We start from the raw sequence: 13454 nt of genomic DNA on the forward strand, positions 1-13454 counted from the left end.
ATTTTCGCCGTTATCCAGAAAACAAATATCCTGATTTAAGGTGTGCGGCATTACTGGAGTCAATATGTCCTCGCAGACTTTTAGTCCGTTTTATCAGTGGTGCATTCTTATTCTGTTAGGGCTGGTTTATTTTTTAGCCACCGCGACAACCTTTACCTCTCTTGGTGTGGTTTTACCTGAGATGATTAGTGAGCTCAAATGGAGCTGGAGTGAGGCTGGTTTTGGTTTTACGCTACTGGGTTTAACTTGCGGGCTGGCGAGTTTTCTCCCGTCTCTGTTAATCCGCAAAGTGGGTGTACGAGCCACTTTATTGCTAGGCACCAGTGTCTTTGTTGCTGGCTTTTATAGCCTTTATTCCACACAAGCCATCAGCACCTATTTTTTAGGTACTGCATTGATTGGTATTGGTTTCACCTTACTCGCCACGGTTCCGGGGACTTATGTACTTTCGCGGCTATTTGAAAAACAATCCCTTGCCTTTGGGTTATATTTCACCATCGGGGGCTTGGGGGGTGTTGCAGGCCCTTGGATTTACTTTTACGCATCAAACCAATTAGGCTCATGGCGTATGCATTGGGTTCTATGTGCCGTTTATCTTAGCATTGTCACGTTAATCACAATTTTTATGCTACGAGAAGGTAAAAAAGAGCAAGAGCACGCAAAAAAGGTAATGCAAAAACAAGTTAGTGACGCAAGTAAACCTATTTATCGCACTGCAGAAGTATGGACAGTCGGCAGAGCACTACGTACATGGCAGTTCTACTTGATTGCTGCGACTTATACCTCGTTTTTATGGTGTGGTATCACCGTTAACAGCTTTGCTGTCGCCCATATTGAAGAGCGCGGCTTTGGCATGACAGTGGCGGTTTCATTATTAAGCACAATGGCATTTGTGAATGCATTCTCAAGGTTTATTGGTGGAGCGGCAGGTGAATGGTTAGAACCGAAGAAACTATTAATCGGTAGCCTAATTATCATGGTATTAGGTGTCATTTTCCTCAGTATTGCCACCTCATGGCTTTGGCTTATTTTATTTGTGTTATGCGTTGGTATTGGCTACGGCATGACCTTTTTGGCATCAAGTGTTTTACTGTCAAATTATTTCGGCCGAGGCCCATACTTAGAACTATTCTCTGTCGTAAATTTAATTTCAACGGTTGCCTGCTTAGCACCTTTTATTGCGGGTGCAATAAAAGATTTCACAGGAAGTTTCACCCCTGCTTTTTTGGTTATCGCGGCTCCCGTTGTGGTTATTTTATTCCTTACTTTGATGATGAAGCCCCCAGCCCTCAATCACAAATAAAAAATCCCGAGTGATTAGCTCGGGAAAATTAAAACCAAAGGGAAAACAAGCTTAAGACCAGATATTGGATCAAAACATACTGCTTATTTGCGCCACCGAAAAAATTAAATGGTGGCGCAAAATCAATTACGGCTTTAACAACTCAGGGACGTTTAATAAGATAAACTCATTATCATCCGCTTTATTTGGCTCACGGCTAGATGAAAACGGATAGTTATTGTCATTACCAACAATAATGTGTTCACTATCAACCACATCCACGTTTTCAATAGTGAAGAATGGGAAAGTAAACACCCCGTTATTAAGCGGTTTTCTTGCCATATTATTCGGGTCTTTGATATTCATTAAATCAATATAAGCCTGCTTATCTACTGGTTTGCCTATATTGTTATCTGAAAATTCAATACGATAAACACGCTTGAATTTAGCTAAATTACTAAAGCAATTTTCAGTATTACTGCTTCCCGCCGTGCAGGCTTTATCTGCGGTACCTTCACCATTATCACGCTCAATGATTAGGCCGTGGGTATCATCAATTAAGTTAAAATCACCAATGGCATTCTGATTGTCTTCAAAGACATACAACCAGCTTCTGCCTGTCCAATTTTGTTTTTTTACATCAAACTCAAGAATACGTGCTGCGCGTTTGCCATCAACATGTTCATAATCTTGTTTGTCATCAAGCCAAATCGCCCCTTCTAGCATTGGGTAGAGCTTAGAACCGTCTGGCGATGACGCCATACCTTCAAAACCTTTTGAACGGTTGACTTGGAAATTCACTTTATCTGCGGGTTTACCCGGTGTTGTGATTTGGTAGTGATCAGGAGAAACGACTTTCTTTCCATCTACTTGTGTCTCAAATAAAGCTAATACTTTGCCATCCAAATCCATTTTGATTAGGTAAGGGCCAAACTCATCGCCAACCCATAGAGCACCACCCGCAAATTGAAAACTTTCAGGGTCAAAATCACTGCCTGTTAAATAGCGTTCTTTTGTGCTCTCATTCGTAATATGAAAAGGGATAATTTTATCGGGGTCATGGAAGAAAACCGTTTTTAATGGCGTTGTATTACCTGATTGAAAATCAATATCATATTGAGTGACATACAACATCGAATCAGGAGAATTGGCTTTGTTGCCGAATCCATTATCAGTTAAAACCCAGTAAGTGCCATCCTCCATACGTTTAATACCCGAGTGCCCTTGACGTGGCTGGCCTTTGATTGGAATATGCATTCCTGTTGGGCGATCTGCGGATTTACCTTCCACTTTCCCCAAACTATCAACACGAACGCCAGTGGTAAATTTACCACTCACTTGCATGTCTGAAGGTGCATTTTCGGGGGAAGAAACCGTTGAATTAACTGGAAGAATGGAGTGACCCGCTAACGTTGCTGGCACTTCTTGTTGTGCAAACCCGGTGATGCTAAATGAAATTAAACCAGCCAATAAAGATAACGAGCCCAGTTTACGTTTAATCGAATGGTTATTCTGCATTGTTATGTTTCCATTTTAAGGCTATCAATAATTGATGGCGGAATCATAACGTCGATGAATGAAGCTTTTATGAAGGATTGGAGACAGTTATTTTACTGAAAAACAGGTTGTTTTTAGAATATTCAATAAATAGTGGTATTAAGGTATTTCCCTAATACCACCATATTCTAAATAACTCGAGTTGCATGTAGATCAACCTATCTAAGCGCAGTCAATGACCATGCAACTCGAAGTATGACGAGCATTTAACTATTAGGTAAACGACGGTGCTGACTCCCCGTCCCTAATAAACGCAGTCCTAACCACCCACCGCAAATAGACAATAAAATTGCCGCGCACAAAGGCAATAATACCCACATACGCCATTCAGGTTGCCATGGGAAATCAAACACTTTACTTTGCAACAGCCACAATGCAATTTCTGCTCCAAAAGCTGCGGCAAGCCCGGCCATTAAGCCAAGTAATGCAAATTCGCTCCATAGCGTTCTACGCATTAATTTTTTGCTAGCGCCTAATGTTCGATATACCACAAGCTCCCGCTCTCGCTGGCTCATCCCCACTTGAATTTGAGCCAATAGTAGCAATAACCCACAAAAAATAACCAGTACCACCATAACTTCAAGAGCTTGGCTAACTTGCTGAAGAATTTGCTGAATTTGGGTAATAATTGCGCCAGTATCGAGCACATTAATTGTCGGGTAATGACGGCTAAGTTGCGTCAATAGCTGCCCATCACCGTCATAGTGGAAGCTGCTCAGCCAGGTGGCCGGCATTTGAGAAAGACTTTCTTCAGAGAAAATAAAATAGAAGTTCGGTCGCAGGCTCTCCCAATCAACCGTACGAATACTACTGACTGTTGCACTAAAGACCTGAGCCCCTGCGTTAAATGTTAGTTTATCGCCTAATTTCAATCCGAGCTCTTTGACAACCGTTTGTTCGATCGAAACTTCTCCCGCTTTCGGTGGCCATGTCCCTTCGTCAACCACATTAGCTGGCGCTAAATCAGATTGCCAAGTTAAGCTCAATTCACGTCGCACCGTATTATTATTTGGATCACGTTGATCTGCCCATTCAATCGCTGACTGGTCATTAATATCGGTTAAGCGCGCTAACACCACAGGGTTGAACTCTGTTGGCTTGACATCAAACTCAGCCAATAACTTGGTAACAGGTTCAAGCTGTGACTGGTTCATATTAATTAAGAAATAGTTCGGGCTATCTGCGGGTAACTGTTGCTGCCAGCGATCAAGCAAATCACCACGTACTAAAATTAGCAGCGCCAATAACATAAATGACAACGAAAAAGCACTCATTTGTGTGATGGTTTGCAACGGCTGGCGCAATAGACGGCTAACAGATAAACGCAAGCTTAATTGACGGAACTTAATATGGCGTAGCCCCCATAAGCCTACCCAACCAATCAGCGCAAGTAGAACGGCAACCACGACAATACCCGCCAAAATTGACCACAGCAGAGGGTTAACGCCAGCAAACACAAATAAGCCGCCAACCACAATTAAAATAACAATCGGCAGATAGTAATATAGCGGCCAAACGGGTGATTTGGCATCTTCACGTAATACTCTAGAAGGCTGAGTTGCCATCAGTTGGTAATAGGGACGGCTGCCAACAATAATCGCAATAATAAATAATGTACCAATCGCCCAAACCCAAGGCATCAAACTCGCAGGCGGCAATTCCTTCGGCAACATAGCCCCTAAGATTTGCATTAAAATGCCTTCAAAAGCCAAACCTAATAATGAGCCGAGTAAAGCCGCGGCAATTAAAATAACTAACCACTGCCCAATAATCCATTGACGTAATGCGCTACGCCCTGCGCCTAGGGTTTTTAATACCGCAATTAGTTGATGACGGCTACGACAGTAATGCGTCATTGAAACCACGACCGCAGCAATGGCTAGCAGCAGGGTTAATAAAACTGACAACAATAAAAACTGTTGGGCACGTTGGAAGGTTTTCCCCACTGCACCGTTATTTTCGCTTAACGTAAACCAACGCTGATCATTTCGTAGGTCTTGGTCATATTTTTGTTGAAATGCATCAATAAGTTGGCGATCGCCGGCAAACATGTCGCGATAAGTTAACCGGCTACCTAATTGAATTGCCCCTGTTAATGGTGCATCTTCAATTGCTATCAATACTCTTGGGGCAATCTGGAACGGGTTAAAACCGCTGTCAGGCTCTTGTACTAACTTACCCGAAACTTTTAGCGTCGCATCTCCGATATCAATGTTATCCCCTACATTGAGGTTCAATAATTCTAATAACCGCGGAGCGACTAATATCTCCCCTTTTGTCGGGGTTAACCCAGCAGGTTCAGTGATAAGCTCACCATATAATGGATATGCCTTATCCGCTGCTTTCACTAACACCAGTTGTGGCCGAGCGTCTTCATCTTCTGTCGCATAAGCCATAGTAGAAAATGATATTTGTTGGCTTAACGTTAAACCCTCTTTTTGGGCCTCTTGTAACCATGCTGGGTCGCTTGGATGAGAAGATCGTAAAACTAAGTCACCCGCTAATAGCTCACGGCTTTGGTAACTCATGCTATTTTCAATGCGATCGCTAATTCGCCCTAAAGCCAGTACACAAGCAACAGCAAGGGTGAGTGCAAGCCAAACAATCAGTAACGAGGGGGTTTTCCATTCACGCCAAAACCAACGCCAAATCATGCTTCTTCCCTCAACTGCCCATCGACCAAGCGCAAACGGCGTTGGCAGCGCGCAGCCAGCTCGTTATCGTGAGTCACTAAAATAAGGGTCGTCCCGTGCTGTTTATTCATATCAAACAGTAAATCTGCAATTTTATCCCCTGTGTGGCGATCGAGATTTCCCGTTGGTTCATCAGCAAATAAAATCTGTGGGCGGCCATTAAAGGCACGAGCAAGTGCAACACGCTGTTGCTCCCCCCCTGACAACTGTGGTGGCATATGTTTTAGGCGATCTTTTAAGCCTAAATCCGTCAGTAAACTCACCGCGTGTTGATAACTTTCAGACTCAGATTCGCCACGTAGCAAAGAAGGAAGTTGTACATTTTCAATGGCATTTAAGGTTGGGATCAACATAAAGGATTGGAACACAAAACCGACACTTTGTGCCCGTAAGCGTGCCCGCTGCTCTTCGTCCATTTTAGTGAGGTCTTGACCTAATAAATTAACCGTTCCACTGGAACCGTCATCCAACCCAGCAATAATCCCTAGCAAGGTTGATTTCCCCGAACCTGACTCCCCAATTAAAGCAATTGTTTGCCCGGACTCGACAATTAGCTCAACACCTTGCAATATAGTCAGTTCATGTTCACCTTGACCAACACGTTTAATGAGATGATGAACTTCAAGAATATTATTCGCCGACATATATTGGTATTTCTCCTGTTACTGACTGCAAGTGGGCACACACTTGCGTCAACTAAGCTATTAATCTTAGGTGATAGCCTAAGTGCAGGCTACCGTTTACCGGCTGAGCAGGCTTGGGCCTCCTTGCTTGCCGAACGTTGGCAGAAACTTTCCCCACCCGTTGCTATTGTTAACGGTAGTATTAGTGGGAATACCTCTGCACAGGGGTTAGAACGCCTTTCCGTTTTACTCGAACAAAACAAACCTAACTGGGTATTGATCGAATTAGGTGCAAATGATGGCTTACAAGGTCTCCCAGTTGAGCAACTCGAAGCTAATTTACAACAGATTATCGAGCAAATCGTGCAATCCGGTGCGAAACCGCTCTTAATGCAAATTCGCATTCCACCTAACTATGGAAAACGTTATACGACAAGTTTCGAAAAAGTCTATCCGAAATTGGCGCAAAGTAATCAAATTCCATTACTGCCGTTTTATATGGAAACCGTGATAACTAAGCCTGAATGGATACAACAAGATGGTATTCACCCTACCGTTGAAGCCCAGCCATCCATTGCTGATTTTATGGAAAAACAGCTTTTCGAACATATTTTACCGTCTAGCAAATAAAACAGACGTTAAACAAGGGTACTAAAACGCTCTTTTATACCCGAAATAGATTCAGTTGCATGAAACCAAGGTAAAGTTATGCAAACATCGGCACGAAACAAAAAATCAGTCCTGGTCACAGGAGCATCAAGCGGTATTGGCTTTTGTGCTGCACAGACACTTCGGCAGCGTGGCTACCATGTTATTGTTGCCTGCCGTAAAGAAAGCGATATTTTACGCCTAAAAGAGCTAGGTTATGACACTGTCTCCCTTGACCTCGATAATAAGGATAGCATAGAAACCGCGGCTCAAACGGTGTTAACACTCTGTAATCACCGCCTTTTCGGATTATTCAACAACGCTGGTTTTGGGGTGTATGGCCCATTAAATAGCGTCAGCCGCGAACAACTTGAAGCCCAGTTTTCCACTAACTTTTTTGGTGTTCACCAGTTAACTTTTCTGCTATTACCTGCAATGTTAGCGCACCATGAAGGGCGAATTATCCAAACGAGTTCAGTGATGGGGGTTATTTCAACTCCCGGACGTGGCGCTTATGCTGCCAGCAAATACGCATTGGAAGCCTGGTCCGATGCACTACGCTTAGAATTGGCAGGAACAGGGGTGAAAGTGAGTTTGATTGAACCGGGCCCGATTCATACGGCTTTTACTCAAAATGTTGAACAAACACAAAAAGATAAACCCGTTAAAAACCCAGGTATTGCTTCACGTTTCACCTTAACACCAGAACATGTGGTAGAAAAACTGATCCATGCGTTAGAAAGCCCGCGCCCTAAAGTTCGCTATTCTGTCACGTTATTAACCGTCGCAGTGCGTATCTTAAAACGTATTTTACCTGACAAAATAATGGATAAAATACTGGCAAATCAGGGGAAAAAAGCTTGAAAAAAGCAAAATCAGCCCCATTTTATTACTATTGCTCACAAATTCTATTGATAACAAATTCAAAAGAGACTTCTTATGTTTGCTAACGCTCAGATAATTGATATTAACGAAACCAACCTACACCAAGTCATTGAACAATCAATGAACTTACCTGTCATGTTTTACTTTTGGTCACCGCGTAGCCCTCATTGCCAAGATTTCGGTACCATGTTGGAAAAAATTGCCAACGACTACGCAGGGTCATTTATTTTAGCTAAAGTTAATTGTGATGAAGAACAAATGATCGCAAGCCAGTTTGGCTTAAAAGCGATCCCTACTGTGTATGTATTACAAAATGGCCGCCCTGTTGATGGCTTTGAAGGACCACAACCAGAAGAGGTGGTGTTGGAAATTTTATCTCGCGTGCTGCCAAGCCCAGAAGAAATGAAAGCAGCACAAGCCGCTGAATTAATTGCTGAAGGTAAAACACAAGAAGCGCTGCCATTGTTAAAAGAAGCGCATCAGTTGAACCCCAAAAATAGCGACATCACGTTATTATTGGCAGAAACCCAAATCGGTTTAAATCTCGTTGATGACGCTCAAGCTACTTTAGAAGCTGTCCCATTACAGGATAAAGACAGTCGTTACCAAGGTTTAATCGCACAAATTGAATTATTGAAGCAAGCTGCGGACACCCCTGAAATTCAGCAATTACAAGATGAATTCAATCAAGATCCACAAAATACAACGTTAGCGGTTCAATTAGCCCTAAAACTGCATGAGGTGAACCGCAACGAAGAAGCGCTGGAAATGTTATTCGGCTTTTTACGTACCGACTTGGGTGCGGGTGACGGCGCAGTAAGAAAAACCATGATGGATATTATGTCGGCAATGGGAACCGGTGATGCAATTGCCAGTAAATACCGTCGCCAAGTATATTCATTACTTTACTAATTAAGGGTTAAATATGGACTTGTTCGCCTTTGGTGCAATACCGATTATCATTTTTGTCGCTGTCGTTATTGTTTTTACCTGTGTTAAAACAGTACCGCAAGGCTTTCAATGGACCGTTGAGCGCTTCGGTCGTTATACCCGTACGTTGCAGCCCGGCTTACATATTATTGTCCCATTTATGGACAAAATTGGCCGTCGCATCAATATGATGGAACAAGTCCTTGATATCCCATCTCAAGAAGTTATTTCTCGCGATAATGCCAACGTCACTATCGATGCTGTCTGCTTTATCCAAGTCGTTGACCCAGTACGTGCAGCCTATGAGGTTAGCAACCTTGAGCTTTCGGTACTGAATTTAACCATGACAAATATTCGTACCGTATTAGGTTCCATGGAACTAGACGAAATGTTGTCACAACGTGATTCCATTAATAGCCGCTTGCTGCACGTGGTGGATGAAGCAACCAACCCTTGGGGTGTCAAAATTACCCGTATCGAAATTCGTGACGTGAAGCCACCAAAAGAATTGATTAGTGCGATGAATGCGCAGATGAAGGCTGAGCGAACTAAACGTGCCGATATTCTTGAGGCCGAGGGGATCCGACAAGCGGCAATTTTAAAAGCTGAAGGTGAAAAACAGTCACAAATTCTCAAAGCCGAAGGGGAACGCCAGTCGGCATTTTTACAAGCCGAAGCGCGTGAAAGAGCCGCGGAAGCGGAAGCAAAAGCGACACAAATGGTATCTGAAGCTATCGCCGCTGGTGATATGCAGGCTATTAATTACTTTGTGGCGCAAAAATACACCGATGCACTGACCAGTATTGGTTCTGCCGAAAACAGCAAAGTCATCATGATGCCATTAGAAGCCAGTAATTTAATGGGCGCAATTGGTGGGATTACTGAGCTAATCGGAGAAAGCAAGAAAACCAGTGCCATGAAAAAGCAGGTAAAAGAATGATAGAGCTTATCAGTGCTCAACCCGCATGGTTTTGGCTGTGCCTTGGTGGGCTATTGCTGATTGGTGAACTTCTTGGTACCGCAGGCTATCTTTTATGGTCGGGTATTGCTGCGGTGCTTGTTGGGGTTATCGCTTGGGCACTGCCATTTATCGGTTGGGAGTGGCAAGGGATTTTATTTGCCATTTTTACCGTTGTCTCTGCTGTGTTATGGCGCAACTGGTTGAGGAATAGGCAAAAAAATAAGGCAGATAACGTCAACCAAATTAGCCATCAACTCATCGGTGTTAAAAGCCGTTTGTTGTCAGATACTGAAGAAGGTTTTAGCCGTGTACGCCTTGCGGATGGCAGTTGGCGTGTCTATAGCGACACGCCATTAAGTGTCAATACAGAAGTGGTGGTCATCGCAGTAGACGGCATCACCTTGCAGGTTAAGCCTTCGCATGATGACAGCACCCACGCGCCAAGTGGTCAATAATTGGGCAATCCGCACCATCATCCCCAGGGCATACGTCCACGAGCTCTTGTAATGTATCTCGAATAGCAGACAATTTAACGATTGTCTGCTCTATTTCATTTATCTTCGCTATCGTTGTCGTTTTTACATCCGCACTATGTCTGGTTGGATTACGAAATAAACCTAACAGTTCGCCACATTCATCCAAGGTAAAACCCACATCTTTTGCCTGTTTGAGCAATACGAGTTCGTTTAAATGACGCTCCTGATAATAACGGTAGCTATTTTCCCCTCTTTCAGGCGGTGTAATTAGCCCTTTGTCTTCATAAAAACGAATAGCTTTTGCAGTTAGGCCCGTTTTTTTGGCAATTTCACTAATATTCATAATTCCTCTTGACCTTAACCTTGCTGGAAGGTGTAACCTTTGTTCATTGTCGAATTATAGACCTAATTGTAGATAAAGTTATAGACCCAATACATCAAACGGGTTTTGGAGGCTGCAAAATGAGTAACATGATTATTTTAAAATTACAGGGGCTAAGCTGCATGCACTGTGTCGGCTCAGTCACTAAAGCGCTCGAAGGGCGCGGTGATGTCACTAACTTAAAAGTCACTATCGATTATGCCGTGATGGAAAGTGATGCCAATGTGGCTGATTTAATTAAAACCATCGTTGACGCAGGTTATGAAGCTGAAGTGGCTACAGCCCCAGATATCGAATTACAACTTTCTGGCCTCAATTGTATGAAATGTGCGGGTAAAACACAAAAAGCACTCGAAGAGGTTGACGGTGTCGCCACTGCTGTTGTCGATACGACTAGCGCCAAGGTATATGGCACTGCGGATGCGCAAACGTTAATCGCTGCCGTTCAACAAGCTGGCTACAATGCAGAACTGGCTCAAACAAAAGCGATCACTTTAGCCCTTTCGGGTCTAACTTGCATGAAATGTGCCGCTAAAACACAGCAGGCGCTAGAAGCGGTTGATGGTGTTGAAAGCGCAACTGTCGATACCCAAACCGCTGTTGTTCGTGGTACGGCCTCCGTAGACGCCTTAATTGCTGCGGTTCAAGCCGCTGGCTACCAAGCCACTGAGAATGAATCTCACCCAAAAACTGAGCCGCTGAGTACCACAACTGAACAGCCGGAAGCTGATTCAGCGGCAATCTGTGAGATCCCGGCACAAGAGTCTGATTTAGGTGAACAGCCTGAAATTAGCCCAATGGATGACAGCATACAGTTACTGCTCGATGGCATGACCTGTGCCAGTTGTGTCAACAAAGTCCAGAAAGCCTTAAATAGCGTACCGGGCGTTGAAAATGCACGTGTCAACTTAGCAGAGCGCAGTGCTTTAGTCACCGGAACTGCTGAACCAAATGATTTAATCGACGCGGTTGTCAAAGCAGGCTATGGCGCGGAGATCATTCAAGATGAAGCCAAACGCCGTGAGCGCCAACAAGAAGTCGCGCAAGCCAATATGCGCCGCTTCCGCTGGCAATCGGCATTAGCTCTTGCCCTTGGTATCCCTGTGATGGTATGGGGGATGATGGGCGATAACATGGTGCTGACTGAGCAAAACCATACCATTTGGCTCACCATTGGTGCATTAACCCTTGCGGTAATGATATTTGCAGGGGGGCACTTTTATCGTAATGCATGGCAAAGCCTGAAAAATGGCAGCGCCACTATGGATACCTTAGTTGCGTTAGGAACAGGAGCGGCTTGGCTTTATTCGATTGTGGTGAATATTTGGCCTGAGTTATTCCCAGACCAAGCTCGCCACCTTTATTATGAAGCCAGTGCCATGATCATCGGTCTTATTAACCTTGGTCATGCCCTAGAACAGCGAGCTCGCCAACGTTCATCAAAAGCCCTTGAACGCTTGCTAGACCTGACACCGCCAACTGCCCGTGTTGTCACAGAGCAAGGCGAAGTGGATATGCCACTGGAGCAAGTCAAAAAAGGGATGGTTTTACGCTTAGCAACTGGTGACCGTGTCCCTGTTGATGGTGAAATTATCGAAGGCGAGGTTTGGTTAGACGAAGCCATGCTAACGGGTGAGCCAATCCCACAGCAAAAAAGCAAAGGGGATCAAGTCCATGCAGGTACTGTGGTACAGGATGGTACCGTGCTATTTCGTGCCGCGGCTGTCGGTAGCCAAACGACTTTAGCTCGAATTATTCACCTTGTTCGCCAAGCACAAAGTAGTAAACCACAAATTGGCCAGCTTGCTGACCGTATTTCTGCCGTCTTTGTGCCGATTGTAGTGGCTATCGCCTTAATTTCAGGTGCAATTTGGTACTTTGTTGGGCCTGCACCACAGATTACTTACGCACTCGTTATCACCACAACCGTGTTAATTATTGCGTGCCCTTGTGCGCTAGGCCTTGCAACACCAATGTCGATTATTTCTGGCGTGGGCCGAGCGGCTGAGTTTGGCGTGTTAGTACGGGATGCGGATGCATTACAGCAAGCCAGTGAGTTAGATACCATTGTCTTTGATAAAACAGGCACATTGACTGAAGGAATGCCTCAAGTTACGGATATCCACGTATTTAATGGGTTCGAACAAGATACCGCCTTACAATTTGCCGCTTCATTAGAAAATGGCTCTAATCACCCACTTGCCCGCGCTGTTTTAAATCGCGCAAAAGGCTTAACACTACCCGCTAATGAGCAGTTTAGAACCTTAGCTGGGTTAGGTATTAGTGCAATAATTAACGGCCAAACTATTTTGTTAGGTAACCAAAAACTGTTAGCGCAAAATAATGTTGATACCCGTGACGTTGAAGAAACATTACACCAACAAGCCACTCAAGGCGTAACGCCTGTTTTGCTGGCTGTTGATGGTAAAGTTGCCGCACTGTTATCTATCCGTGACCCATTGCGTGGAGATAGCATAAGCGCACTGGCGCGGTTACATAAACAAGGTTTCCGATTAGTCATGTTAACCGGGGATAACCCAGTAACTGCCAATGCGATAGCCAAAGAAGCGGGTATTGATGAGGTAATAGCAGGCGTCATGCCAGACGGTAAATCCGCCGCGATTGAAGCCTTACAAGCTAAAGGCCACAAAGTTGCGATGGTGGGTGATGGTATCAATGATGCCCCTGCTCTAGCCCGAGCTGACGTTGGTATTGCGATGGGCGGCGGCAGTGATATCGCTATTGAAACGGCATCGATTACCCTGATGCGCCAAAGCTTACATGGTGTAGCCGATGCAGTGTCTATTTCGAAAGGAACACTGCGTAATATGAAGCAAAACTTATTTGGGGCCTTTGTTTACAATACCTTAGGTATCCCAATTGCCGCGGGTATTTTATACCCAATTACCGGGACTTTACTTAACCCTGTCGTTGCAGGCGCAGCAATGGCTTTATCATCCATTACCGTGGTCAGTAACGCAAACCGCTTATTACGCTTTAAACCTGAAAAATAATAC

Annotated in this window: 11 protein-coding genes; 7 read left to right on the plus strand and 4 right to left on the minus strand. The window is 44.3% G+C overall.

The annotated features are described in order from the left end of the window. Positions 1-64 precede the first annotated feature (64 nt). On the plus strand, positions 65-1303 hold the full coding sequence (locus tag M1F25_RS16415; protein WP_094960983.1) for a CynX/NimT family MFS transporter: 1239 nt from the start codon (positions 65-67) through the stop codon (positions 1301-1303). Between the two features lie 126 nt (positions 1304-1429). Here the strand turns inward: M1F25_RS16415 and M1F25_RS16420 are convergent, their stop codons facing one another. The 3 genes from M1F25_RS16420 to ybbA all read right to left on the minus strand — a co-directional run bounded on the left by M1F25_RS16420 (position 1430) and on the right by ybbA (position 6176). Next, entirely contained in the window at positions 1430-2800 is a 1371-nt protein-coding gene (locus M1F25_RS16420) for an esterase-like activity of phytase family protein (RefSeq protein WP_181488463.1), read from the minus strand. 245 nt (positions 2801-3045) lie between these two features. Further along, positions 3046-5493, minus strand: a complete 2448-nt coding sequence (gene ybbP, locus M1F25_RS16425) for a putative ABC transporter permease subunit YbbP (RefSeq protein ID WP_181488465.1) — start codon at positions 5491-5493, stop codon at positions 3046-3048. Beyond that, the gene (gene ybbA, locus M1F25_RS16430; protein WP_181488467.1) at positions 5490-6176 is read right to left on the minus strand and encodes a putative ABC transporter ATP-binding protein YbbA; all 687 of its coding nucleotides are present in this window, start codon (positions 6174-6176) and stop codon (positions 5490-5492) included. The genes ybbP and ybbA overlap by 4 nt, the downstream gene beginning before the upstream one ends. Here ybbA and tesA point away from each other — a divergent pair. The 5 genes from tesA (at position 6144) to M1F25_RS16455 (ending at position 10034) form a co-directional block, all read left to right on the plus strand. Further along, the gene (gene tesA / locus M1F25_RS16435) at positions 6144-6785 is read left to right on the plus strand and encodes a multifunctional acyl-CoA thioesterase I/protease I/lysophospholipase L1 (RefSeq protein ID WP_181488469.1); all 642 of its coding nucleotides are present in this window, start codon (positions 6144-6146) and stop codon (positions 6783-6785) included. The genes ybbA and tesA overlap by 33 nt on opposite strands. Positions 6786-6863: 78 nt before the next feature. After that, positions 6864-7667 carry an SDR family oxidoreductase gene (locus M1F25_RS16440; RefSeq protein WP_140171205.1) on the plus strand — a complete coding sequence of 268 codons (804 nt, stop codon included), beginning with the start codon at positions 6864-6866 and terminating at the stop codon, positions 7665-7667. A gap of 75 nt (positions 7668-7742) precedes the next feature. Continuing rightward, positions 7743-8600, plus strand: a complete 858-nt coding sequence (locus M1F25_RS16445) for a co-chaperone YbbN (RefSeq protein ID WP_094960978.1) — start codon at positions 7743-7745, stop codon at positions 8598-8600. 13 nt (positions 8601-8613) lie between these two features. Further along, on the plus strand, positions 8614-9558 hold the full coding sequence (locus tag M1F25_RS16450) for an SPFH domain-containing protein (protein WP_004260315.1): 945 nt from the start codon (positions 8614-8616) through the stop codon (positions 9556-9558). Then, positions 9555-10034 carry an NfeD family protein gene (locus M1F25_RS16455; protein ID WP_181488471.1) on the plus strand — a complete coding sequence of 160 codons (480 nt, stop codon included), beginning with the start codon at positions 9555-9557 and terminating at the stop codon, positions 10032-10034. The genes M1F25_RS16450 and M1F25_RS16455 overlap by 4 nt, the downstream gene beginning before the upstream one ends. Here the strand turns inward: M1F25_RS16455 and cueR are convergent. Then, complete coding sequence (cueR, locus tag M1F25_RS16460) at positions 9988-10398, minus strand: Cu(I)-responsive transcriptional regulator (RefSeq protein ID WP_094960975.1); 411 nt, start codon at positions 10396-10398, stop codon at positions 9988-9990. The two genes, M1F25_RS16455 and cueR, sit on opposite strands and share 47 nt — an antisense overlap. Before the next feature lie 119 nt (positions 10399-10517). Here cueR and copA point away from each other — a divergent pair, with 119 nt between their 5' ends. Next, positions 10518-13451, plus strand: coding sequence for a copper-exporting P-type ATPase CopA (gene copA / locus M1F25_RS16465; protein ID WP_181488473.1), 2934 nt, complete (start codon positions 10518-10520; stop codon positions 13449-13451). Positions 13452-13454: the final 3 nt, after the last annotated feature.

Origin of the sequence: Providencia sp. PROV109, assembly GCF_033681625.1 — a bacterium.
Taxonomy (GTDB): Bacteria; Pseudomonadota; Gammaproteobacteria; order Enterobacterales; family Enterobacteriaceae; genus Providencia; species Providencia hangzhouensis.